This window comes from Psychrobacillus sp. AK 1817, assembly GCF_008807035.1.
GTDB classification, from domain to species: Bacteria; Bacillota; Bacilli; order Bacillales_A; family Planococcaceae; genus Psychrobacillus; species Psychrobacillus faecigallinarum.
The window spans coordinates 3,390,591-3,415,838 of record NZ_CP031739.1; the positions used below are offsets into that span (position 1 = coordinate 3,390,591).

The following is a 25,248-nucleotide window of genomic DNA, read 5'->3' on the forward strand; positions in this document are numbered from 1 at the left end:
CATTTACATTAAAAGCATGAATAGATGGCAGATTTCCGCTTTAGTCGGACGCTTTCCGTGGGGTGGAAGATAAGCCATCCCCACCGCTAGCGCGTCGTATGTGATGGTTTATCTGTCTCACTCATCCTACGGTTATAGAAAAGAAAAAGAGAGGTAACCTTGGAATAGACGGGGTTAACTCTCTAATAGTTTGTTTTTCCTGTGAAACAGCGTCGATTTAGACTTGCGAAAAAGACTTATGCTCAGCTTACTTTCTTAAACTACCAAGCTCTGCAACAATTGCTTGCATTTCACTTGGACTAAAAGAATCTCTTTTGTTGACCATTTCATATAAATATACGAGATCTTCATAGGCTGTTGCTTTAAAATCCTCTGATTTCATCGCATCTACATTTACCATACGTAATTTTTCCTTGATTGTTTCAAGCATATAGCTGATATTTTCAACGGAAGGTTGTGTTAGATCCATTCTTTTGTACCTGCCTTTCATACATTAGAAATATCATTTCACGCTACGGATGGAATGTCAAATACTAATTAAGACTTGCTAGCCAGTTTTTCTTCTTTTAGCTTGTTTTTTATACGTTTCGTTTCATAAACTATAACTCCTGATAGGCAAAGTAATCCTATTAAGTTAGGAATAGCCATTAAAGCATTGGTAATATCCGAAAAGGTCCATATCAAATCTAAAGAAACAACGGAACCGATGAACACCATGGCAACAAATGCAATACGATAAATGATTAACAACGATGGATTCTTAAATAAGTACTGGAAGCATTTTTCTCCGTAATACGCCCATCCGAAAATTGTAGAAGATGCAAAGAAAATTAGACCTACAGCAATTACTATTGGTCCCCAATCCCCAAGGAAGTGACCAAAGGCTGCTGAAGTAAGATCCCCACCAGTTATATTAGGATCTTTATACATCCCAGACATTACAATCGTAACTCCTGTGATTGAACAGATTATAAACGTATCTAGAAATACTTGAGTCATAGAAACGAGAGCCTGTCGACCAGGTAAATCAGTTTTTGCAGCCGCGGCAGCTATTGGAGCGGAACCAAGTCCTGCCTCATTAGAGAATACGCCGCGTGCAATACCATAACGGATAGCTGCACCAACAGCTCCGCCAACTGCTGCTTCTCCTGTAAACGCAGATTTAAAAATAATAGCAAAAGCTTCAGGGACTGCTGTAATATTGGTAACCATTATTACAAGACCAGCGAGTATGTAAAACAAAGCCATTACCGGTACAAATACTGCAGTTACGTTACCAATAGATTTAATACCTCCAAGAATAACGAGAGCGGTAAAAATAGTGAGAACTATGCCAGTAACCCACGTTTCAATTCCAAAGGTAGATTCAACGGCGCTCGAAACTGAATTAGCTTGTGTGCCGTTTCCTATTCCGAATGCAGCTAATGCACCAAAAATAGCAAACAGCACTGCTAACCACTTTTGTTTTAAGCCATGTTCTATGTAATACATGGGTCCGCCGGCCATTTGACCTTTAGCATCCTTTACACGATATTTAACTGCTAGTATTGCTTCACTATATTTGGTTGCCATCCCAAAGAAAGCGGAGAACCACATCCAGAAAACTGCACCAGGACCTCCTAGTAAAACTGCAGTTGCAACACCGACAATATTACCTGTCCCTACGGTAGCAGCAAGAGCAGTAGTTAGAGCCTGGAATTGTGATATATCTCCTTCCGCTGTTTTATCATGCTTTCTAGAAAAAGTAAGCCTTAAAGCTACTGGCAGCAATCTAATTTGTAGGAAACCGACTCGGACGGTTAAAAAAATTCCTGTCCCTACTATTAGGATGAGTAGAGGGATTCCCCATAGTACATCCGAGACACTTTTTAATATTTCTAGTAACTTATCCAATTGATATCCTCCTTAATTCGTTTTGTTATTAAAGTTTTTGCTAGTACCTCAAAAAACGAGAAAATCACAAAATTTTAATAAACTAACTTTATTTGCATTCAATTCCTTTCACATTAATTTTTATCCTTTTAACAATATTCATAAAATTCTCTTAAATAGTCAAGCTTATTTTTGTAAAATATTATTATTAATAGTTTGATTCGTAAAAGCCAGGGTATAATAAAATTAATATAAAATAGCTAAATTTGGAGGTCATAAGTATGAGTGAAAGCAAATTTGTTAAAGGGATATTATACGGTGCTATTCTTGGTGGGGCGCTTACAATGTTAGATCGAAAAACAAGAGATTCCGTAATGAACCAATCTCGCCGAGTTAGAAACGAGATTAAATATTACAATAAAAACCGTGACGAGCTGAAGCAGACTATTGAACAACAGGTGAATAAATGGCAATCGGTTTATAATCAGTTCACTTCAGATGCAAAATATATTTCACAAAAAGTAAATGAGGTTAAAGAAATTACACCTCAAGTTAAAACTCTTGTTACTGATACAAAAGATACTTTCTCTCAATCAAAAGAAGAGTATAAATCAATTGTAGTTCCAGAAGATGAGGAACCTAAAAGTATTTACGAACCAAAATTACAATCTTAATTCGAAAGGAGAGGAAGAAATGTTATCAAGGATGGATCAACCTCATAAATCAAATAAGAAATCTTCCTCTCCAAGCTGGTATCAAAAGCTAAAATTATTAAATTTTAAAAAGAAGGAGAAAAAGAAAGAGGAGCACCATGACTTAACATCATGGTCAGGGTACTTCAAGCATTTTATCGCTCATATCCAGCGAACGGATATTACTGGTCTTGCAGCACAGTTAGCCTACTTTTTCCTTTTGTCCTTATTTCCTTTATTAATTTTTATTGTTACATTACTGCCTTATCTCAATTTAGATGAGGCTCAGGTTTTCCGCTTCATAGAAAACTATGCACCAGCAGAGGTTTATAAGTTAATCAATGGTACTGTCTCGGATGTGCTAGTCAGCCGGAATGGCGGGTTATTATCTATCGGGATTCTCGGTACGATTTGGTCTGCTTCAAATGGGATGAATGCAATTGTGAAATCCTTGAACAGGTCTTATGATATTGAAGAAACGAGACCCTTTTTTATCGTTAGAGCTTTATCTGTAGTCTTTACTTTGCTGATGATACTGCTTTTCGCTGTAGCACTTGTTTTACCGGTTTTCGGTCAACAAATTGGTACTATTCTATTTTCTTATTTTGGTTTTCAAGAGGACTTTGTGAATCTATGGAATAATATCAGATGGACACTTACCCCGATCATAATGTTTATTGTGCTTTGTGCACTATATTGGATTGTTCCAAACATTAAGCTTGGACTAAAAAGTGTTTTCCCTGGAGCAGCATTTGCTACTTTGGGATGGATTATCGTATCTCTAGGATTCTCTTTCTATGTAAGTAACTTTGCTAACTACTCTGCGACTTATGGAAGTATTGGGGGGATTATCATCCTCATGTTATGGCTCTACTTCACAGGAATAATTCTGTTGGTCGGTGGCCAGATCAATTCTGTAATGCAAGAGAGAAAGTTACAACTAGATAATAAGAAAGCAATGAAAAAAGCTTAATAAACACCCATGGGTTGAAGATATTCATGAATTCAACCCATTGGTGTTTTTTTGGTTAGAGGATTGAAATGGGTCTCTTCTGATAAATTGCGCGGTCGCCACTAAAAAGGTGAAAACATCACGTAAATAGGAGAAATGCGCCCGTAAAGTATGGCAAAGTGTCTCCTAACCAAGAGGAAAGCGCCCCTAAAGTAGGGCAAAGTGTCTCCTAACCAAGAAAAGCGCTCCTAAAGTATGGCAAAGTGTCTCGTAACCAAGAAAAGCGCCCCTAAAGTATGGCAAAGTGTCTCCTAACCAAGAAGAAAGCGCCCCTAAAGTATGGCAAAGTGTCTCCTAAACAAGAGGAAAGCGCCCCTAAAGTATGGCAAAGTGTCTCCTAACCAAGGAAAGCGCCCCTAAGTAAAGAAAAGTGTCTCCTAACCAAGAGGAAAACGCCCCTAAAGTATGGCAAAGTGTCTCCTAACCAAGGAAAGCGCCCTAAGTAGAGAGAAGTGTCTCCTAACCAAGGAAAGCACTCCTAAAGTAGAGAGAAGTGTCTCCTAACCAAGAAGAAAGCGCTCCTAAAGTAGAGAGAAGTGTCTCCTAACCAAGAAGAAAGCGCCCCTAACGGAGGGAGCTGCTCACAAAAAGGTTTGATTAGAAACAATAAAAATCGTTCACTCAAATCAAACAATTTCGCACAGCACCCGAATTTTTTCTCTTAACAATAAAAAAAGCATCCGTCTTAACAAGACGGATGCTATGCTACATTAAATTTTACGATTTAACATTCTTAAGCCATTTAAGATAACGAGAATGGTGCTGCCCTCATGTCCAATAACTCCTAAAGGTAAGTCTACAACCTGTAAGAAGTTGGAAACGATAAGAATGGTGATTACTGCAAGAGAGAAAAAGATATTTTGTTTTACGATTCTTTGCATTTTACGAGACATTTTTACTGCATAGGCAATTTTGCTTAAGTCATTTTTCATTAAGATGACGTCGGCAGTTTCTAACGCCACGTCAGTTCCTTCGCCCATTGCAAAGCCAGTTGTTGCTGTTGCTAGGGCAGGGGCGTCGTTAATTCCATCCCCAACCATTCCGACAAATGAATGCTCCGCTAATAGCTCCTTCATATGCTGAACCTTTGTTTCTGGGAGACATTCGGCAATATATTGGTCTATTCCAGCCTCTTTAGCGATTACCTTTGCTGTTTTTTCATTGTCGCCGGTTAGCATGACCGTTTTGATACCTAGCGATTGTAAAAGCTTAATAGCCTCTTTAGCTTCTTCGCGTACCGTATCTTTCAAGGCAGCAGCAGCTGCAATTCCCTTTTCATCACGCATGAAAATTACTGTTTTTCCTTCATCAGCTAAGGCAGCAGCGACTCCACCTTGGAAAGCAAAAGCATCCGCTTTATTTACGAATTCAGGCTTACCAACTAAAATTTCCTGACCGTCCATTGAAGCTCTCAGCCCGAATCCTGGTCTGTCTTCAATGGAGATGATTGGAAGTTGTGTAATTCCCTCTGTCTTAGCAAATGCCGAAATAGCCTGTGCAAGTGGATGATTGGACTGGGATTCGATTGTAGCAAGAATAGTTAGAGTAGATAAACGATCTAAATCATCCCTTACAAAGAAGTCTGTTACGACTGGTTTCCCTTGAGTTAGTGTACCAGTTTTATCTAGAGCAATTGCTTTCATTTCACTAATATTTTCTAAATGCATTCCACCCTTAAACAATATTCCATTTTTTGCACCGTTTGAAATAGCTGCTAGAGTTGCGGGCATGATAGATGCTACAAGCGCACAAGGGGAGGCAACTACCAATAAAACCATCGCTCGGTAAAAAGTTGTGTTCCAATCCCATCCAAGTAAAAAGTGGGGGAGAACCATCATAACTGCTACTGCAATTAGAACTACTTTTACATAAGTACCCTCAAAACGTTCTATAAATTGTTGGGCAGGAGACTTTTCATCTTGCGCAGTTTGTACAAGATCAATAATCTTTTGGAATAAAGAGTCCTCGTTGGTCTTAGTCATTTCCATTGTAATGGCGCCGCTTAAGTTAACTGTGCCGGCAAATAGAGTGTCGTTTGGTTGCTTAGAAAGGGGAATAGATTCACCACTAATAGCTGCTTCATCAACGGAGGTCATTCCATTAATCACAATCCCATCAGCAGGAATTCTTTCTCCTGGTTTTACTACTAAATTATCACCGACTGCTAAATCCTTTATGGAAACACGTATGGTGCTTCCATCAGCTTGAAGCTTCCATGCTTCTTCTGGTTGGAGCTCCATTAACGAAGAAATCTCTTTTCGGCTTTTATTCATCGTATATGTTTCCAAAGCGCCACTTACAGCAAAAATAAAAATAAGAATAGCACCCTCAGTCCAATAACCAATAATGGATGAACCAATTGCTGCAAAAATCATAAGCATTTCTACATTTAATTCTTTTTCCTCTATCGTTGCCTCTATTCCTTCCTTAGCCTTAGCAAATCCACCAATTATAAAAGCTAATACGTAAAAGACGATGGAGACTGTTTCAAAACCTGATTTACCTATAAACCAGGCGATTAATATTAAAAGCCCAGAAAATAGAGCTGCAATCAATTCTATATGGGGCATTACTTTAGATAGGAAGGTATCCTTTTCTTCTATAGTCGACATATAAATCCTCCTCTTGATAGTGATTTTCATTATTAATTCTCTGTAAAATAGAGTAAAACTGGATTTTCACTATGGAAAATCCAGTTAATTTAAATTAAATATTACTTTATAATAATTATAATCTAGAGAATTTTAACTGTCAACCATTAAAATTAAGAGAATACAGGCTCTTTATACAATGACAATTTTTCTAAAGATGATTTGTCTACATCTGCATGAAGACTATTACCATGAGAGTCCATGGTCACAACCGCCGTGAAATTTTCTACTCGTAAATGCCACATTGCTTCTGGAATTCCAAATTCCATTAAATCTACGCCTTCTACTTCTTTAATGCAGTCAGCATAATATTGTGCAGCACCACCAATTGCGTTTAAGTATACTCCGCCATGCTCGTTAAGTGCAGCTAACGTTTTAGGGCCCATTCCACCTTTACCTACAACTGCACGTATACCAAACTTTTTCATGATATCACCTTGATATGGCTCCTCGCGAATAGAGGTAGTTGGTCCGGCAGCTCGAACATGCCATTTATCATTATCGTCCTTTTGCATTACCGGACCGCAATGATAAATAATATGGCCATCAAGATCTACTGGTGCGTCGTGGCTCATAAGGTGGTGATGAATAGCATCGCGACCAGTGAACATACGTCCAGTAATTGAAACGACATCTCCTACTTGAAGGGAACGAATTTGCTCTTCGGTGATAGGGGCAGAAAGCTCTATAACTTTTTTAGGTGCTTCTTTTTGAGTTTCGTCTTTAAATTCAATTTTCTCACCATCTTGGTAATGCCATTCTATAATTTCTCCTGTGGAAGGATCTATATTAATGGCCATACGGCGATATGCCCAGCAATTGTATGCTACCGATACATAGAAACTCGCAGGGATACGGTGCATGACACCAATTTTACAACCAAGCAGAGTTGCCTCGCCTCCAAAGCCCATCGTACCAATTCCTAATGTATTTGCTTTTTCCACGATATAAGCTTCTAGTATGGCTAAATCTTCATTTTGATTAATATCATCTACAGAACGGAATAATTGCTCCTTCGCCAAATCATATCCAGAAGAGCGGTCGCCACCTATTCCTACTCCTATAAAGCCGGCTGAGCAGCCTTGACCTTGGGCCTGATACACAGAATGAAGAATGCATTTACGGATGCCATCTAAGTCTCTTCCTGCACGTCCAAGACCTTCTAATTCTGTTGGAAGGCTATATTGGATGTTTTTATTTTCACATCCGCCACCCTTAAGAATAAGCTTCATTTCTATATAGTCTTTTTCCCATTGTTCAAATTTAACTACAGGTACACCTTCTCCTAAATTATCGCCACTATTTTTTCCGGTTAAAGAGTCAACGGAGTTTGGACGTAGTTTAGCATCTTTAGTAGCAGTAATGATAGCTCGTTTAATAGCTTCCTTAATTTCTATTTGATTTACACCAACAGGAGTTTTAATCTTGAAAGTTGGTAGTCCTGTATCCTGACAGATAGGTGAAATATTTTCATCTGCCATTTGAATATTATTTGTAATTGTATCTAAGCTCATTGCAGCACGAGTACCTTCATTTTCAGCAGCTTTTGCTTTTTGAATCGCTCTTCTCACATCTTTAGGTAAGTTGGTAGAAGTTTCGGTAATCAAATCATAAATACTTCTCTCTAGTTGTCCCAATTGCATTTGGTAGCGCCCCTTTTATGTATGTAGTAACAAACATTACAAGTATACTATTTTAATGGAATGAAAAAAAGAGCAGCTTAGCGACTGCTCTTTTATGCAATGATGACGTTTATATTTCATGAACTTTGTTTCATTGAAAGGAAAATAGAATTCTAGAAACAATAATAATTACTCCAAAAACAAAAGGTATCGGAAATTAATTTTCCGATACCTTTAGCTAAAAATACTACTCTTTAGAGTTTTTAAATTGTTCCATTTTTAGTTCTAAATCATCCATCATTTGAATAAGTCTGTCTATATCTTCTAAATCAGTCGTCTCAGGTTCAATAGAATCAAGTACTTCTAGAAACATTTGAAGTCGGTCTTTTAAATAAGATACTTGTTGTTCTGAATTTGATATTTGATTGCCCACAGAATAACACCTCACTTTATAAGATAAGAATATAACATCAGCGGCATAAAAGATAGGTAAAAAGAGTTATTTTATTAATTAATGCATTCAAAATATTTACACTATTCTGTTTATGTGATAAGGTATGAATAAGTTATACGAAAGGAGGCCGTAGTGAATAGTCGAAACCAATCAATCATTAGAAGGAGGCGGTTCAGACATTTCACCGGCAAAATAGCCGCAAATGCAGTTATGAATACTCACAAGGATTTTAGTAATATATAAAGGCTCGGTCAATCTTAAGTGATATTGACTGAGCCTTTTGTTGTTTAAATAGCATGAAAATTTTGTTATGATAACCTGGATTATATTAAAAAGATGAAGAGGTTATCCAATGCAACAATTTACAGCTTTAGAGAGCAGACGTTTTAAAATATTAGTTATTATAGTTTCCATTTCAGGATTTTCGCAGGGGATGCTCTTGCCTTTAATCTCGGTCATTTTTGAACAGGATGGGGTAAGTGCAACATTAAATGGATTGAGTGCGACAGGTTTATACATAGGTACTTTGTTAATCTCCCCGTTCATCGAGCCACCACTACGCAAATATGGATACAAGCCGATGATTGTTATAGGTGGGCTTATAGTTATAGTTTCACTTCTGCTTTTTCCTTTATGGAAAAGCGTAGCCTTTTGGTTTGTGCTTCGTTTGTTAATAGGAATTGGTGATCACGCACTCCATTTTTCTACTCAAACGTGGATTACTAGTTTTTCTCCTCAGGATCGCTTGGGAAGAAATATAGCCATTTACGGACTTTCTTTTGGGCTAGGCTTTGCAGTTGGACCTTTGTTTGTTCAACTGGTAGAAATTTTTGAGGGTCTTCCGTTTATCGTCTCAGGGCTTTTATGTTTATGTGCCTGGGTTCTAGTATTTTTCTTGAAAAATGAAAAGCCAGAAACAATTTCTTCTTCAACTGTAAACGGGACATGGAAACGATTTGGAGCAACTTTTGCTGTAGCATGGATTGCTTTTATTCCGCCATTTAGTTATGGCTTTTTGGAATCTTCCCTGAATGCTATTTATCCGGTATATGCTCTACGGAACTCGATTGAAATTAGTCATTTATCATATATTTTAGCCGCATTTTCCATTGGGGGAGTAGCTTCTCAATTACCCCTTGGCATGTTGAGTGATCGCTTGGGCAGAAGGCAAGTTTTGTATAGTATGCTTGGATTAGGTGCTTGTACATTTGGAGCAGCTAGCTTTTTTGAAACCTCTGCAATAGTTGTAGGTGCTTTCTTCTTTATAGCGGGAACCTTTGTAGGATCTACCTTTTCTCTCGGCATAGCTTATATGACTGATTTAACCCCAAAAGAGCTATTGCCTACTGGAAATTTAATCTGTGGTATTTTTTTCAGTCTAGGAAGCCTTTCAGGCCCCTTCTTTGGAGGATTGTTTATTCAATTGTTTGAGGGAGTTAGCTTTCTAATTCTCATCGCTATACTTCTCGGTGTTCTTGCTATACTTATATTTTTTACAAAATCTAAGAATCCTATCCACTTTGTGACCGATAAAATGTGAACCAATATTTGGCTACCATCACTCACTTGAGCAATGGTAGCCAAATTTATTTAGTATTCCAACTTATTCCTAGAGTATTGACATTACAAGTTCATTTAATATAATTGTATAGCTTCATTTACATTTGATATCTCAAGAATTGAAAGAGAAAAGGGGAAGACTTATGTGGTTTATATTTGCTCTTTTGACTGCCTTAGCATGGGGAGGAGCAGACTTATTTTATAAAAAGGGTACAGATCCCAAGGATAAATTTAGCCATTTAAAAATAGTTGTAATGGTAGGTTTGGTCATGGGAATTCATGGAACATTGTACATGTTCCTTAAGGGCATTCAATTTGATCCGATGGATATGGTGTTGTATCTACCTGTTTCTGCACTTTACATACTATCAATGGCTATAGGATATATTGGGTTGAGATACTTAGAACTCTCAATAGCATCGCCGGTTCAAAACTCCTCTGGCGCTATTACAACGATACTCTTATTTATCTTTTTTACCCACTCGCTAAGTGCTTTAGAAATAATATCTATTATTATTATTACATTAGGGGTAATCGGACTAGCTGTTTTTGAAAAACAACTGGAAAAACAAGTGCTGCAAGCAAAACCTAAAACTATAGATACTAAATATACTATTGGATTTATGGCTATTATATTTCCAATTTTGTACGCATTAATTGACGGGCTTGGAACGTTTGCTGATGCAGTATATTTAGATGAGCTTAGTTTAATCGGGGAGGACGCAGCTCTACTAGCGTATGAGTTTACATTTTTTATTTGTGCGGTAGTGGCTTTTGTTTATCTGAAGGCTATAAAAAAAGTCAAGTTTAATATATTCAAAGAAAGAGACAAGACAAGTGCAGCTATTTTAGAAACAATAGGTCAGTTCTTTTATGTATTTGCCATGTCTTCAAATGCAATCATTGCGGCTCCAATCATTGCTTCCTATAGTATTTTTTCTGTGTTACTATCTAGAGTCTTTTTAAAAGAGAAGCTAACGAAGAAGCAATACGGTGTAATAATCGTAGTAATCGTGGGCATTGCTTTATTAGGAATAGCAGATGAGTTATAAAAAACGTAAGCTTCTAGCTTACGTTTTTTGTGTTTTATGGTTTTAAGACAAATTTAATACTTTCCTCTTCATGATCATGAAATATTTTATAGGCTTCACTAGCCTGCTCTAACGGGACTCTATGCGTAATAATTTGAGTAGGATCAATATCTCCATTAGTAATCATTTCATATAGTTTAGGCATATAGTGTACAACAGGTGCTTGTCCGGTTTTTATAGTTACATTTCGCTCAAAAATATTACCGAGAGGGAACATATTGTAATTGGAACCATAAACACCGGTTAATTGGATTGTACCGAACTTTCTTACCGCTTCTATTCCAATATCAATGGCGCTTAAAGTACCACCCTGCAATTTAAGCTTTTGTCCGACTTTTTCCATTGTAGACATTTTGCCATCCATACCAACGCAGTCGATAACCACGTCTACACCGCCGTTTGTAATTTCTCTAATGTATTTACCCATATCATCGTATTCTTCGAAGTTGTATGCTTCTACTTTGTTCATTTTAACAGCATGATTTAAACGATATGCTAAATGATCGACCGCTATAACACGTTTTGCGCCTTTCATCCAAGCAAATTGCTGTACCATGAGTCCGATAGGTCCAGAGCCAAGTACTGCAACTGTATCTCCTTGTTTCATCCCTGAGTGCTCGATACTCCAGTAAGCTGTAGGAAGTACGTCTGAAAGGAACAGCAATGACTCATCTTCCAATTCACAGGATTCTGGTATTTTGAAAGGCATATAATTTCCATAGGGCACACGTAAATACTCGGCTTGGCCACCAGGGAAGTTGCCATATCGCTCTGTGTAGCCTAAGTAGGCTCCAGAGTCGATTAGCGGATTATCATTGGAATTATCACACTGACTTTCCATTTCATTTTGACAATAAAAGCATTCTCCACATGAAACGTTAAAAGGAATTACAACCCGGTCACCCTTTTTTACTTTTGTTACTGATGGACCTACTTCTTCCACTATTCCCATGGGTTCATGCCCGATTACAAAATCCTTACGTGTTGGCATACCGCCTCTGTAAATATGTAGGTCTGACCCACAAATAGCAGTAGTAGTAATACGTACAACAATATCGTCGCTTTTTTCAATTTTGGCATCGGGAACTTCTTTAACTTGTATATCCTTTGCACCTTGATAAGTTACTGCCTTCAAGCTATCTCCTCCTTTAAAATGTTTTCTATATTAATTATTACCCTGGAGGAAGTAAAAAAAACTTCAAATTCAAAAAATAGCATAGTGCATTAAATTAACTATCTTGGCTTGCGCGTCATGATCGATTTTTTATGTTAATTATTGTATCTTCCTTGGAATGGTTAGATTTTGGGATGATAGAAAGCTCACCAATGGATTCTAAAATAACGACTTGAACTTCATCCATAGATAAATTACCATCCATTCGAACCGATTGGATAACTTCATCTTCACGTATTCTTTCTTTTTTCATTGTTTTATAAAAATAGCTTCCACTGTAATAAAGCAATGCTACATCTGCAGTTACAATATCATCAAAAGTATCTGATTTTTTACTGCTAAACGAAAATAGCCATTGGAGAGCAATTAACACAAATAAAGCTGCAATTCCATCGAAAATAGAGACCTTACAAGCATAATAGTAGCAAATACTGAACCAATAGATACTGTGATTACAAGTCAAAGGCATTTAACTGTGCTAAGGAGCGTTTTCCAGCAAGTCTCAACATGATGATTTAGACGATATAAGCCATGACACCTAATAGGATTATTCGCCAGATTTCCATCCAGTTTAAATCAAACAATTGACACCCTACTAAAGTTGTTTTTTTATTTCTTTACCACAACATCTATTAGGAAAACATAAGGGACGTCAATATTTATTGAAGGAGAGATGACATGAAGAAAATAAATATATTTTTGTTGGGATTGATAATTTTGAGTATACTTACAGCCTGTGGTAAGGATGAGGAAATTTCTAATGGTACAGGTATAGCTGAGGAGGAGCATGACGGTCATGACCATGATGACCATGAGGGACATAGCCACGAAGGTGAAGAAAATATTGTGGAATTAGATTATGCAAAGTTAGATCAAGCAATTGAACAGGTTTTGGAGGAAATCCCTAGCTTTTCAGTTCAAGAAGAAATTGAAAAGGGTACAGAGGAGAGCCTCTCAACTTACTTCAATGAAGACAAAATGGAGTTCCGCTTAAAGGTAGAAAGCGTTATAGGAAATAAAGAATATGATAAAAAGGAGTTAAAAGTATACTCCCAATATTATGTGAAGGAAAATTTGTTGGCGATAGAAATGGCTAAAAAGAAATATAATATCGAGGTTAAACCTTCAGAGGTTGCTAGCTATATAGAAGAGAATGTAAAGGGCATTGTTCCAGAAGAAAAGGAGCAATATGCTAAAAGCATTGGAGTTACTTTAGAGGAGTTAGATAATATCTTTGATCGAGATATCTATATAATGGATGTACTTTGGTCTAAGCTAACACCAATTTTAATGGAAAAATACCAACAGGGAGACGGAGAAAGTGAAGAGGAATACATGGAGAGGCTCACAAATGAATTCTATAATGCATAAAAGAGTAATCTAAACGATAGCTTTAATCCCTTTGATTATAGGAGAGCATCTTGATCTTAGCTTTAGACATCGTGTTTTGCGGGGAATGATAATCCTTCAGCATTGTAGGAAGTCTACGGACAGGCATATCTATAAGATTATTAAAAAGACGTAAAGTCAGTGGACTCAACAGTCTAAAATTATTCGGCAATGATATAGAATAAGTCTGTCCAAACCTACATTAAAACAAGGGAAATTAGAACTAAAGGGCAAATACAGTATATTTTAACGCTTTTTTAAGTTGGAGGGATGAAGATAACAGTCTATCGTGTGGTCGTTGATCATTCCAACAGCCTGCATATATGAATAGCAAATAGTGCTTCCAACAAAAACAAAGCCATCTTTTTTTAAACGTTTACTCATTGAATCACTTATTTCATTGGAAGTAGGTACATCAGTAACCGAATTCCAATGATTAATAATAGGAGAGCCATCAACAAAATTCCAAATATAATTAGAAAAAGATCCATGTTCCTTTTGAATTTTTAGGAAAGCGTGGGCGTTAGTTATCACACTAAGAATTTTAAGACGGTTTCGAACAATTCCGCTGTTCTCACGAAGAGATTGAATCTTTTCTTCATTGTAATTAATAATTTTGTTGGCCTCAAAGTTATCAAATGCTTGGCGATAATTTTCACGTTTTTGTAGTATTGTCCACCAGCTAAGTCCTGCTTGAGCGCCTTCGAGACATAGCATCTCAAATAGGTGTCTATCATCATAAACGGGGACACCCCATTCTCGGTCATGATATTCTTTGTATAAAGGTTCCTTGCCAACTACCCAATTACATCTATTCTCCATGTTTAAGGTCATCCCCTTTTAATGCGAACGTATATTCTGTTTTCATTGTATTATAGAAAATACTAAATAGCAATAAAAAATGGTTGATAGTGATATTTCACTACCAACCATTTATAATGTTAACGATCTTTGTCTTCATCACCCCAGCATTCTACTTCTCCTATGTCAGGCACATTTTTCTTGTAGAATACAGGATCCAATCCTTTTTTTCGTTGTAACACATAATCATTTATAACACGTTTGGCAATTTTCCATAGCATAAGGATAGCAACTAGGTTAATGATAGCCATTAAAGCCATAAAGAGGTCAGCTAAATCCCATACAAGTTGAACTTTTGCCACAGAACCAAACATAACAAAACCGACTACAAGCACACGGAAAATAAGTAGCATAGTCTTGGACTCCTTGATAAATCCGATGTTTGTTTCGCCGTAATAGTAGTTACCTATTACTGAGCTATAAGCAAACATAAATATCGCGATGGCTAAAAATGTACTTGCCCAGCTACCTAAGCTATCAACTAAAGAAACCTGTGTTAAATTGACCGAAGCCGCTTCAGATTGAAGGTATGCATCGCTTAGTAAAACAATGGCAGCTGTTGATGTACAAACAATTATTGTATCAATAAAAACACCAAGTGTTTGAATGAGACCTTGTTTCACAGGATGAGAAACGGAAGCAGTCGCCGCTGCGTTTGGGGCAGAACCCATCCCTGCTTCATTTGAGAATAATCCTCTTTTAATCCCATTCATGATGGCAGCTCCGACCATCCCTGCAAATGCTTCTTCAAAACCAAATGCTGATTTGAATATAAGAATGAATACATTTGGTAACTCACTAATGTTCAAAAAAACTACAAGAAGAGCAACAGCAATATATGCTAATGCCATCACTGGTACTAGAATTTGCGTAACACTTACTATTCGTTTAAGACCACCGAAAACTATGACTGCAGTAAATATTGATAAAATGATACCAACTACTACTCGACTAGATCCAAAGCTCTCTTCAAAAGCAATAGTGATAGTATTGGCTTGCACTGCATTAAACACAAATCCATATGTAAGAGTAATCACAACTGCAAAAAGAATACCCATCCAACGCTTATTTAATCCTTTTTCCATATAGTACGCTGGTCCACCACGGTACATATTACCATCTTTAACTTTGTACACCTGTGCCAGAGTACTTTCTATTAAAGAAGAAGCACCACCAATAATAGCAATCATCCACATCCAAAATATTGCTCCAGGTCCTCCGAGCGCAATAGCGGTTGCAACACCAGCTATGTTGCCGGTACCAATGCGAGAGGCCGCAGATATTGTAAAAGCCTGAAAGGAAGAGACGCCTTTTTTTCCAGAACTATCAACAGTAGCTTTTTCTGTAACAACACGGAACATTTCTGGTATTAATCTAATTTGAATAAACTTTGTCTTTACTGTGAAAAATATTCCTACTCCTACTAAGAGTATGATTAATATGTAAGAATATAAAGCATTATTCACATCCTGTAACATACTTTCAAACAAACTCATTATTAATTCCTCCTAAAAATCCGTAACGCTAGTTATGTAATACCTATTTTATATAGATTGGTTTAATTTCTCTTATCTAAACATCTCACAAGTACTCATTTTGTAAGATGAATAGTGTTGAGTAAATAAATAGAGTTGGTTTTGTGTAAAAACCAACTCTCTATTTTCAAACAGAAATATTACAATCTAATAATTTTATAATAAAAATTTCAAAGAGGAAAGTCTAATTACACTATTTGTGTAAATAGGTATAAAAAAATATGGATAAAAAGATTATTCTTTTTATCCATATCAAGTTAAAGAGTAGGTAATTCCGCTCTTTCCTCATCTGAAAATACACGAGAATGAATATGAAATGCAATACCTTCTGTGCTTTCGAGAGAAAAGGCGGCCCCCATACCCTCGACGACATCTAATATTAGCTGTGTATGTTGCCAATAAGTGTAGTGAGACTGGTGCATATAGTAGGGCGCATTTCCAACTGTACCAATTAGGAGGTCACGACTTCCGATATAGAAGTCTCCCTGCCTGTAGCACATTGGAGCAGAACCATCGCAGCAGCCAGCAGACTGTACGAACATAATTGCCCCATGCTTTGTCTCAAGCTCATTGATTAGCGTAAGAGCTTTTTCTGTTGCTACGATGCGTTCTACCATTCTTTCATCTCTTTTCTAACTTTTTAGAAGAAGCCCATTGCTGATTTGTTGTAGCTAACTAGCATACATTTAGTTTGTTGATAGTGTTCAAGCATCATTAAGTGGTTTTCACGACCGATACCAGATTGCTTGAATCCTCCGAATGCTGCATGAGCAGGGTATTGGTGGTAAGTGTTTGTCCAAACACGACCAGCTTGGATTGCACGACCAGCACGGTAAGCCGTGTCAATGTTACGAGACCAAACTCCAGCACCTAATCCGAACTCAGAATCATTCGCAATTTCCATTGCTTCGTCAAAGTCTTTGAATGTAGTAACAGAAAGTACTGGTCCAAAGATTTCTTCTTGGAAGATACGCATTTTATTGTTCCCTTTGAATACTGTTGGAGCAACATAGTAACCGCCTTCGTGGTCACCTTCAAGTTTATTTTGAGTTCCGCCGATTAACAATTCTGCGCCTTCTTCTTTACCAATTTCGATGTAAGAAAGAATTTTTTGTAATTGTTGGTTGGAAGCTTGAGCGCCCATCATAGTTTCTGTATCTAATGGGTTACCAATTTTAATAGCTTTAATGCGTTCTAATGCACGTTCCATGAATTTTTCATAAATTGATTCTTGAACAAGTGCACGAGATGGACAAGTACAAATTTCACCAGAGTTAAGAGCGAATAATACCAAGCCTTCGATTGCTTTGTCTAAGAACTCATCATCTGCATCCATAACGTCTTCGAAGAATACGTTAGGTGACTTACCACCAAGCTCTAATGTTACAGGAATAATGTTTTCAGTTGCATATTGCATGATTAAGCGACCAACACCAGTTGAACCAGTGAACGCTACTTTTTGGATACGTGGGTTTGTAGCAAGTGGTTTCCCAACTTCTGCACCGAAACCGTTTACAACGTTTAAAACACCAGTTGGTAGGATATCTTGGATAAGCTCTAATAACACCATTAATGAAGCAGGTGTTTGTTCAGCTGGTTTCATAACAATTGTATTACCTGCAGCTAAGGCTGGAGCGATTTTCCAAACAGCCATTAGTAGAGGGAAGTTCCAAGGAATAATTTGTCCTACAACCCCGATTGGCTCATGGAAATGATAAGCTACTGTATCGTTATCAATTTGACTAATACCGCCTTCTTGAGCACGGATAGCCCCTGCAAAGTAACGGAAATGATCTATTGCCAATGGAATATCAGCATTTAATGTTTCACGAACAGCTTTCCCATTATCCCATGTTTCCGCAACAGCAATTTTTTCTAAGTTTTCTTCCATGCGGTCAGCAATTTTGTTTAAAATAATCGCACGGTAGGCTACAGATGTAGCAGCCCAAGCACCTTTAGCAGCATGAGCAGCATCTAATGCAAGCTCGATATCTGCTTCTGTAGAACGAGCGGCTTTAGTAAATACTTTACCTGTAAGTGGTGAGACTACATCGAAGTATTCTCCGTTAACTGGAGCTACCCATTGTCCGCCGATAAAATTATCGTAATGATCTTTAAAGTCAACTACTGCACCAGCAGTATTAGGATTTGCATAAATCATATTTATTGCCCCCAAAAATAATATTTTTATCACTTAATGCTCAGACGTCTGACGCCTTGCAATAATCACATCATGCACCAGAAAAAAAAAGAAAGCAAGAAATAAATTCATTTTTTATTCACAATTAGAAAAAAAAGTTTCTTTTTAAAATTGAAAATATACAATTGGTTAATATACAATTATTTAACATTAGATAATTGATATATAACAATTATCTATATATTTAAGTGGATTTTTGTATAATGTATTATAACAGAATAATAAAATAATTCATGAATTTTTATGCATGTATAATGAATCTTTATTCTAATTTTAATTAAGATTTAGATTGGCTTTCATAAGGGGTATGTCTTTGCTAAATTAAAAATATATTATTAAAAAATATTTTCAGTAAACTGTTTCTAAAAAGATAATATTTATGCTGGTAAGCTCTTAAAAATGGTCTGAAAATAGAACATATAAAAAGGCAAGAATGTTGGTTTAACAGCAGCATTCTTGCCTTTTCAATATATTTTAAATGATAGAGGACTCAGAGGACAGTCACCGAGGATTTATAAACCTCTATATTTGATGGCCAACCCTTTTAAGAAATTTCTAGCAAATTTGTCGCCACATTCTTTATAGTTGCGGTGACCTTCTTTTCGTAGGATGGCACTTAACTCACTTTTCGTAATAGCTACTCTTGACTCTTCGAGAATATCAATCATATCCTCACTAGTTAATGCCAATGCTATTTTCACTTTCTTCATAAGCATGTTATTGACACTTTCACTATTTCCAGATGGGGATGGTGGGGCTACTTGTTGTCCTTGTTTTTGCTCCTGTGGTCCTCTTTTAAAAGTAATAAGACCATTTAAAAAGGATTCTAACATTTTATTGTTACATTTTAATTGGTTATCCTCTTCCTCAGGACTCTCATCATAGTCACTTTCAAAGCTATCCTTGGATTTAGTTAACAGCTTCAAAACGTCTTCCTTGGAAATTTCTACGCCACCAAGTTTAAAGATTTCAACCATTTCTTTGTTTTTAATATCTAATGCATATCTCAATCGTATCAATATATCATTATTTTCCATTTATAATCCTCCTCTAGCATTCAAATGCATATGCTTCTAATGTTATGTAATAGCCTTCCTTCTACAGTGATAAACAGTATAGAAGAAAATCCGAGAATCACTCAGATTCCCGGATCCTTTTTACAATGAACCATTATTTTAACGTAAGCAAAGTAACTACTTCAATATGAGCTGTCTGTGGGAACATATCAACAGGCTGCATATATTCTACATGGTAAATTTTCGTCAACTCCTGCAAGTCCTTTGCAAGAGTGGAAGGATTACATGAAGTATACACAAAACGTTTAGGTTTTATTTCTAGCACTGTTTTAAGAAGCTCCTGATCTAATCCAGTTCGAGGCGGATCTACTGTCAGTACGTCTGGTACAAACCCTTCGCTCTGCCATTGTTTCAACCATTTTTTTGCAGTTCCATGAACATACATCGTGTTTTGGTAGCCGTTACGTTTAGCATTTTTCTTAGCATCCTTAATAGACTCCTCAATAATGTCCATACCACGAACCTCTTTTGCATTTTTAGCAAGCCAAAGCCCGATTGTTCCGACACCACAATATGCGTCCACTACTGTTTCTTTACCCGTTAACCCGGAAGCTTTTTCAATTTCATCGTAAAGGTGCTCAGTTTGTTCAGGATTCAATTGGAAGAATGCACGGGCAGATAGGTCAAATGCCAATTCTCCAAGTTTTTCATGAATGATTTCCTTACCAAATAAATTGAAGGTCGTTTCACCAAACACTAAAGATGTTTTTCCAGGGTTAATGTTCTGGCTAATGGACACAATATTAGAATCGATTTTACGAATCATTTGTACAAGATCTTCTTTACGTGGCATTTTCTTTTGGGTAGTCACTAAAGTCACTTGGATTTGCCCAGTTTTCATTCCGGTACGCACAACAATAGTACGAACAAGTCCCTGAGGATTTTTATCGTCATAAATTGGAATATTAAGCTCTTTTAAGTACGCTTTTATTTCGTTTGTGATACGGGTAGTGGCAGGATGTTGTACCATACATTCGTTAATATCGATTAACTTGTTAGTACCTTCTGCATATAAACCGGCGATTACATCATTACCTAGCTGTCTTGTTTGAAACTGGCTTTTGTTTCGATATAACCATGGGTTTTCCATCCCAAGCGTAGATCTGACCTCAATCGTTGGAGTTAGATCTTTCATATATCGCTCAAGCGCTTGGATTACCATATCTCTTTTTTCAATTAGCTCTCGCTCATAGGTCATATGCTGAAGTTGGCATCCTCCGCATGCTTCGTATACTGGACAAGGTGGTTTCACTCTGTCTGGAGAAGCCTGTCTGATTTTTTTTATCGTTGCTTCTGCGTATTTCGGAGTTACTATAGTTACTTGAGCAGTTACCACTTCTCCAGGAAGTGCTCCTTTAACAAATACTACGTTGCGCTTAAAGAAGCCGACTCCTTCACCATTAATGCCTAGCCTCTTTATAGTAAGTGGGAACTCTTGTCCTACTTTTATAACTGTTTGTTCTTTCATATCCTTCACGTCCTTTATCAACCAATAAAACAGTATAACTTTTTTATATGGTCGGTTGCAAGTTAAAGGTGCCAGTTAATGATACTAACTGGCACCTAGTTGCATTAACATCTATTATAAAGGAATTTACTGTGGAAGAGAATAATCAGGTATATCTAGTTTGGATAAGTTAAGATCATTAATCCTACCAAATGTATAGCCTCGTTTTTTCGCTTCTTTAATAAAGGCCGGAAGCCCATCTGCATTGTCAGGAGACACGGTATGCATAAGGACGATTGCCCCTGGATGAATTTGTGTTATTAACTCGTTGTAAGCATATTGACCACCTTTTTTCTGATCTCGATGCCAATCAATAAAAGCGATTGACCAGAAAAAATGCTGATGACCAATTTCATTTGCTGCAGCTAATACATCTTCATCAAAAATTCCCTCGGGAGGTCTAGTGACAGTAGTTCTCTCTAAAGAAGTAAGCTCTTTTAGACGGTTATCAAATTTCTGTAGTTCTTTTTTTATTTCATCCTTTGACATTTTTGCAAGATTTGGATGCCCGTAAGAATGGTTACCTATTTGATGTCCTTCTTCAATCATACGTTTTACGAGTGGGGTGGCACTCTCTAGATAATGGCCTGTTAAAAAGAAGGTGGCACTAATATTTTCTGCTTTTAATGTATCTAAAATACTAGCGGTATAGCCGTTCTCATAACCATTATCAAAGGTGAGGTATATAATCTTCTTGTCAGCAGGGCCTTTATAAATTGCCCCGTGTTTTTCTAACAATGCATCTAGTTCTGCTCCGGCCTCAGGTGGAACTTCATCTCGAGCTTTTTTAAATCCCCAATGTATCTCCTTCGCTTCTGCCGTAAATGGCTCATAGGAAAAGCCGAGGCTTATGATAAAGGTTGCTATTATAATTCCTATTACGTGCTGCTTCCACATAATTATTTGCTCCTTTTCTAATGAATGTTTGCACAAAAAAGCGCAATCTCTTTAAAAATAGATTGCACTTGGGAATGGGATTTATTCATTTTTACCAGTTGGTTAGTTTTACTATAATGCAAGTGGACTTACTATTTATATATATCATTTAAGGCACTTTCTAAATCAGGGAAGTCGAAGGCGAATCCAGCTGCTATCAATACTTCAGGAAGTACTTTTTGACCTTCTAAGACAAGTTGGCTTTTTTCGCCAAGTGCAAATTTTAAAGCAAATGCTGGAACCGGAAAATAATGCGGTCTTTTTAATACGGTCGCCAGTGTTTTACTAAATTCATTCATCTTTTTAGGATCGGGGGCAACTACATTAAAAGGTCCGCCTATATTGTTCTCAATTGCAAATAAAAGTGCATTAGCGACATCCTGAACATGAATCCAGGACATCCAATTATCTCCTTTTCCTATAGGACCGCCAACAAACATTTTGTAGGGGAGTGCCATTAACGGAAGCGCTCCTTCTGTTCTGCCTAATATAATTCCAAATCTCCCAAAAGCTACTTGGACTCCATATTCCTCAGCGGAGGAAGCTTTTTGCTCCCAATCAGCTACTGTTTTAGCTAAGAAGTCATGTCCTTTCTCAGTAGAACGTTCGTTATATATTCTCTCGTTAGAAGCGGGGTAAATTCCTATAGCGCTTGCATTGATTAATACTTTTGGTTTTTGCTCTAATAATCCTATAATACGAATTATTTCGTTGGTGGCTTGCATTCTGCTATCATAGATTTTTTCTTTTTGCTTTTCTGACCAACGTCCGTTATTAATCGATTCTCCAGCTAAATTTACTATTGCATCAATACCCTCCAAATATTCCTCAGGTCTAGTATCATTTGAAAGCCAGTTAATGTATGTGACGTTACCTTGTTGATGCGAGCGTGACCTCGATAAAATAATAACTTCATGTCCTTTATGTTCCAACAGCCTCGTCAAAGCTCTTCCTACAAAACCAGTTCCGCCAGTTATTGCTACTTTCATCTAAATCAGCCTCCTCTTTACACTATAGTAACAGTTCAATCATTTATCACACACGAATTTATACGTTATACTTAAAGTAAGTGGAATGGAGAGATTATCGTATGCCGATTATTACAAAAATAGGACGTCAAAAAAAGAATAATGAACGGTATAATTTATATTTGGATGAAAAGTATGCCTTTAGTGTAGACGAGGCAGTCTTGATAAAATATCAACTGACTAAAGGAAAAGTCATTGAGGCTTTCACTTTAGATGAAATTGTTTTTGATGATGAAGTGCGAAAGGCTTATAATAAAGCCATCAATTATTTAAGCTTTCGGATGAGAAGTGAGCATGAGGTAAAGCAAAAGCTATTACAAAGTGAGTTCGGCGAGGCTGTCGTGTTAGAAGCTATTCGTAAATTGTATGAGCACGGATTTCTAAATGATGAAAGTTTTACAAAGGCTTTAGTTGAGACTCAAAAAAATAGTAGCAAGAAAGGCCCTGCTGCTATTCGTCAGGAACTGAAGAAAAAAGGGATAGAAAAGGAACTTCAGGAGGAAGTGCTTGCTACATACTCGGAAGAGGAACAGGTTTCTATTGCCAAAAAGCTAACTGAAAAAATTATCAATCAAAACCAAAATAAAACCCCTCGGCAAATCAAACAAAAGGTGCAGGAAAACCTTCAAAGAAAAGGTTATAACTTTAGCATCATTTCTCAAGCAATTGATTCCTTTGAGCTAGAAAAGAAAGATGAAGAATGGCTAGACATAATTGCAACTCAAGGAGAGAAGATCTGGAGGAAGTATTCTTCCAAATATAGTGGCTTTGATCTGAAACAGCGTGTGAAGCAGGCACTTTACCTAAAAGGATTTCCTGCTGAGCATATAGACTTGTATATAGAAAAGAAGGAGTTGGAAGCACTAGATGAACAATAAAAAATATAGTCAGATGTCGGAGCAGGAGCTTCGAACTGAAATTGCTAACTTAAAAGAAAAGGCAAGAAAGGCAGAGCAATTAGGCATCGTTAATGAGTATGCAGTATATGAACGAAAAGCAATGATGGCTCAATCTTTCCTTACTGATGTCAATTCGATTAAACCAGGAGAAATGTATAGAATTAGTGGTGACCCAGGGATGTTCTTTCAAGTAGAATATTTAAAAGGTAAATTTGCTTGGGGATATCGTTTAGGTGGAGATAAGTACGAGGAAGCATTACCAATTTCTATACTAGAGCCATTAGAGGAAGGAAAATAATATGGAAACTAAAATAAATGAGTTAACAAATTTATTACTAGAGAAAAATGATAAGCTGTCCTTTGAAAAGGCAAGGGCTTGGATAGAATTACTATGGTCTGATTTTGAATCATCCTATGCGCGTGCAGGTTATGAATACAAAGGTGCAGCGGTGACAGAAATGGTCATTAAAAAGTGGATAGATGGCTACGGCGGACAATTGCATGAGTTTGCAACCACGAACGAAAAATACAAGCATTTACTGGATACAGATTAAACGCTAGGAATATGATTCCTAGCGTCTCTGTTTTAATGAGGTAAAAAGTCTAATTTTTTTCTTAGCTTATCTTCACTGAATATCCAGCCTGTGTATGAGTTGATAATATCCAAGTCTTCATTCAAGTGCACAACTGCCACAAAAGGATAATAATCGTTACTTCTATAACGTAAATCGATAAGACGTACTTCGTGAATATGTTCGAACTTTGTTATTTCCCATCTGTAAATAGGCGAAAACGAAGTGAAGGCACTTAGGTTTGTATCTTTAAGTGCTGCCTCTACTAAAGGAGAATCAGGAATTTCCTCTCGTTCAAACTTATCATAAATTGTAATGGAACGTCCGTATGCTCTACCTACATAATGATGGGTCTCTGAGCTAGCTGCAATTCTCCATTGAAAAAATTTTATAGTGGGAGCAACAATAATTTCTGTTGTATCTGGAATCGTTTTCTTTACACTATTTTTAACAGCACTTTGCACCGCAAAGCGTAAAATGTAATAAATAGCGATTATAGCGTACATTGTAAGGAATGTAGGTACTGGATTAAATCCAAACATCCATAATAATAGGCCTAGTACATGAATACCAAATATGATTGGATCGAATGTATTTATGACTCCCAATGCCACCCATTTTTTAGAGAAGGGGCGCAATGCCTGAGTTCCATATGAATTAAAAATATCAACAAAGACATGAAGAAACACTGCTAAAAACGTCCAAAGCCAAAGATGAAGCCAATTTGCTTCAGGGATAATTAACCATAATACACCAGATATTAGTAACGGCCATAAAAGAACGGCTGGAATAGAGTGGGTAATACCACGATGATGGCGTATGTAGATTGCATTATTTCTTAATTTTAGAACAGTATCTATATCAGGGGCTTGAGATCCGATTATAGTTCCTGCAATTACTGCAGTAGTAGTTAGAGAACTACTTGTAACGACGGGATCTGCCATTGCCAAACCACCAAGTGCAATACCCATAACGATATGTGTACCTGTATCCATGTGTGACCAGCTCCTTTAGGAAACAAGTTATCTTAATCATAAGATAAAGTAGATAAATTAACAAAGTAATTATTAAAGTTATACCCTATTATTACATACAATAATCGCAGGGAAAGGAATCT

The 25,248-nt window shown here is 36.9% G+C and carries 24 protein-coding genes; 8 read left to right on the top strand and 16 right to left on the bottom strand.

Annotated elements, in window-relative coordinates; genetic code table 11:
- Window positions 1-247 precede the first annotated feature (247 nt).
- Together D0S48_RS16905 and D0S48_RS16910 are read right to left on the bottom strand one after the other, a co-directional pair.
- Window positions 248-469, bottom strand: a complete 222-nt coding sequence (locus D0S48_RS16905; protein ID WP_144541394.1) for a DUF1128 domain-containing protein — start codon at window positions 467-469, stop codon at window positions 248-250.
- A 68-nt stretch (window positions 470-537) separates the two neighbouring features.
- Window positions 538-1,893 carry an alanine/glycine:cation symporter family protein gene (locus D0S48_RS16910; RefSeq protein WP_151112900.1) on the bottom strand — a complete coding sequence of 452 codons (1,356 nt, stop codon included), beginning with the start codon at window positions 1,891-1,893 and terminating at the stop codon, window positions 538-540.
- A gap of 260 nt (window positions 1,894-2,153) precedes the next feature.
- Between D0S48_RS16910 and D0S48_RS16915 the strand changes: the two genes are divergently transcribed.
- Both D0S48_RS16915 and D0S48_RS16920 read left to right on the top strand, forming a co-directional pair.
- Window positions 2,154-2,546: a YtxH domain-containing protein gene (locus tag D0S48_RS16915; RefSeq protein WP_151112902.1), complete on the top strand. Its 393-nt coding sequence runs from the start codon at window positions 2,154-2,156 to the stop codon at window positions 2,544-2,546.
- A 19-nt stretch (window positions 2,547-2,565) separates the two neighbouring features.
- Window positions 2,566-3,537 carry a YihY/virulence factor BrkB family protein gene (locus D0S48_RS16920; RefSeq protein ID WP_225321639.1) on the top strand — a complete coding sequence of 324 codons (972 nt, stop codon included), beginning with the start codon at window positions 2,566-2,568 and terminating at the stop codon, window positions 3,535-3,537.
- A gap of 749 nt (window positions 3,538-4,286) precedes the next feature.
- Here D0S48_RS16920 and D0S48_RS16925 read toward each other — a convergent pair.
- The 3 genes from D0S48_RS16925 to D0S48_RS16935 form a co-directional block, all read right to left on the bottom strand.
- On the bottom strand, window positions 4,287-6,188 hold the full coding sequence (locus D0S48_RS16925; RefSeq protein ID WP_151112904.1) for a heavy metal translocating P-type ATPase: 1,902 nt from the start codon (window positions 6,186-6,188) through the stop codon (window positions 4,287-4,289).
- 152 nt (window positions 6,189-6,340) lie between these two features.
- A complete protein-coding gene (locus D0S48_RS16930) occupies window positions 6,341-7,870 on the bottom strand; it encodes a fumarate hydratase (protein ID WP_151112906.1) in 1,530 nt (509 codons plus the stop codon).
- Between the two features lie 226 nt (window positions 7,871-8,096).
- Complete coding sequence (locus D0S48_RS16935) at window positions 8,097-8,282, bottom strand: SE1561 family protein (RefSeq protein WP_144541402.1); 186 nt, start codon at window positions 8,280-8,282, stop codon at window positions 8,097-8,099.
- A 373-nt stretch (window positions 8,283-8,655) separates the two neighbouring features.
- Between D0S48_RS16935 and D0S48_RS16940 the strand changes: the two genes are divergently transcribed.
- Both D0S48_RS16940 and D0S48_RS16945 read left to right on the top strand, forming a co-directional pair.
- The gene (locus tag D0S48_RS16940) at window positions 8,656-9,843 is read left to right on the top strand and encodes an MFS transporter (protein WP_151112908.1); all 1,188 of its coding nucleotides are present in this window, start codon (window positions 8,656-8,658) and stop codon (window positions 9,841-9,843) included.
- 163 nt (window positions 9,844-10,006) lie between these two features.
- Entirely contained in the window at window positions 10,007-10,915 is a 909-nt protein-coding gene (locus tag D0S48_RS16945; RefSeq protein ID WP_151112910.1) for an EamA family transporter, read from the top strand.
- Between the two features lie 34 nt (window positions 10,916-10,949).
- Here the strand turns inward: D0S48_RS16945 and D0S48_RS16950 are convergent, their stop codons facing one another.
- Entirely contained in the window at window positions 10,950-12,089 is a 1,140-nt protein-coding gene (locus tag D0S48_RS16950) for a zinc-dependent alcohol dehydrogenase (RefSeq protein WP_151112912.1), read from the bottom strand.
- A gap of 115 nt (window positions 12,090-12,204) precedes the next feature.
- Window positions 12,205-12,501 carry a YetF domain-containing protein gene (locus D0S48_RS16955; protein ID WP_191697919.1) on the bottom strand — a complete coding sequence of 99 codons (297 nt, stop codon included), beginning with the start codon at window positions 12,499-12,501 and terminating at the stop codon, window positions 12,205-12,207.
- 305 nt (window positions 12,502-12,806) lie between these two features.
- On the opposite strand from D0S48_RS16955, the gene D0S48_RS16960 reads away from it, so the two are divergent.
- Entirely contained in the window at window positions 12,807-13,499 is a 693-nt protein-coding gene (locus D0S48_RS16960; protein WP_151112916.1) for a hypothetical protein, read from the top strand.
- A 264-nt stretch (window positions 13,500-13,763) separates the two neighbouring features.
- Here the strand turns inward: D0S48_RS16960 and D0S48_RS16965 are convergent, their stop codons facing one another.
- From D0S48_RS16965 to D0S48_RS17000, 8 genes are all read right to left on the bottom strand, one after another.
- The gene (locus D0S48_RS16965; RefSeq protein WP_151112918.1) at window positions 13,764-14,339 is read right to left on the bottom strand and encodes a DNA-3-methyladenine glycosylase I; all 576 of its coding nucleotides are present in this window, start codon (window positions 14,337-14,339) and stop codon (window positions 13,764-13,766) included.
- Window positions 14,340-14,458: 119 nt separating this feature from the next.
- Window positions 14,459-15,874: an alanine/glycine:cation symporter family protein gene (locus D0S48_RS16970; protein ID WP_151112919.1), complete on the bottom strand. Its 1,416-nt coding sequence runs from the start codon at window positions 15,872-15,874 to the stop codon at window positions 14,459-14,461.
- Between the two features lie 296 nt (window positions 15,875-16,170).
- Window positions 16,171-16,530, bottom strand: coding sequence for a DUF779 domain-containing protein (locus tag D0S48_RS16975; protein WP_151112921.1), 360 nt, complete (start codon window positions 16,528-16,530; stop codon window positions 16,171-16,173).
- A 23-nt stretch (window positions 16,531-16,553) separates the two neighbouring features.
- Window positions 16,554-18,074 (bottom strand): acetaldehyde dehydrogenase ExaC, encoded by a 1,521-nt coding sequence (locus tag D0S48_RS16980; protein ID WP_151112923.1) that lies wholly within the window; start codon window positions 18,072-18,074, stop codon window positions 16,554-16,556.
- A 551-nt stretch (window positions 18,075-18,625) separates the two neighbouring features.
- Complete coding sequence (locus D0S48_RS16985) at window positions 18,626-19,150, bottom strand: YehS family protein (RefSeq protein WP_151112925.1); 525 nt, start codon at window positions 19,148-19,150, stop codon at window positions 18,626-18,628.
- A gap of 133 nt (window positions 19,151-19,283) precedes the next feature.
- On the bottom strand, window positions 19,284-20,657 hold the full coding sequence (gene rlmD / locus D0S48_RS16990) for a 23S rRNA (uracil(1939)-C(5))-methyltransferase RlmD (RefSeq protein WP_151112927.1): 1,374 nt from the start codon (window positions 20,655-20,657) through the stop codon (window positions 19,284-19,286).
- A 126-nt stretch (window positions 20,658-20,783) separates the two neighbouring features.
- A complete protein-coding gene (locus D0S48_RS16995; RefSeq protein ID WP_151112929.1) occupies window positions 20,784-21,593 on the bottom strand; it encodes a polysaccharide deacetylase family protein in 810 nt (269 codons plus the stop codon).
- A gap of 131 nt (window positions 21,594-21,724) precedes the next feature.
- Entirely contained in the window at window positions 21,725-22,621 is an 897-nt protein-coding gene (locus tag D0S48_RS17000; protein WP_151112931.1) for a TIGR01777 family oxidoreductase, read from the bottom strand.
- Between the two features lie 101 nt (window positions 22,622-22,722).
- Here D0S48_RS17000 and recX point away from each other — a divergent pair, with 101 nt between their 5' ends.
- Genes recX through D0S48_RS17015 form a run of 3 tightly spaced genes read left to right on the top strand, consistent with a single transcriptional unit; the run spans window position 22,723 to window position 24,113 of the window.
- Window positions 22,723-23,538: a recombination regulator RecX gene (recX, locus tag D0S48_RS17005; protein WP_144541424.1), complete on the top strand. Its 816-nt coding sequence runs from the start codon at window positions 22,723-22,725 to the stop codon at window positions 23,536-23,538.
- A complete protein-coding gene (locus tag D0S48_RS17010; RefSeq protein WP_144541426.1) occupies window positions 23,528-23,857 on the top strand; it encodes a YfhH family protein in 330 nt (109 codons plus the stop codon). The genes recX and D0S48_RS17010 overlap by 11 nt, the downstream gene beginning before the upstream one ends.
- 1 nt (window position 23,858) lies before the next feature.
- Window positions 23,859-24,113 (top strand): YfhJ family protein, encoded by a 255-nt coding sequence (locus D0S48_RS17015; protein ID WP_144541428.1) that lies wholly within the window; start codon window positions 23,859-23,861, stop codon window positions 24,111-24,113.
- A 32-nt stretch (window positions 24,114-24,145) separates the two neighbouring features.
- Here the strand turns inward: D0S48_RS17015 and D0S48_RS17020 are convergent, their stop codons facing one another.
- Window positions 24,146-25,126, bottom strand: coding sequence for a metal-dependent hydrolase (locus D0S48_RS17020; protein WP_151112933.1), 981 nt, complete (start codon window positions 25,124-25,126; stop codon window positions 24,146-24,148).
- Window positions 25,127-25,248 lie beyond the last annotated feature (122 nt).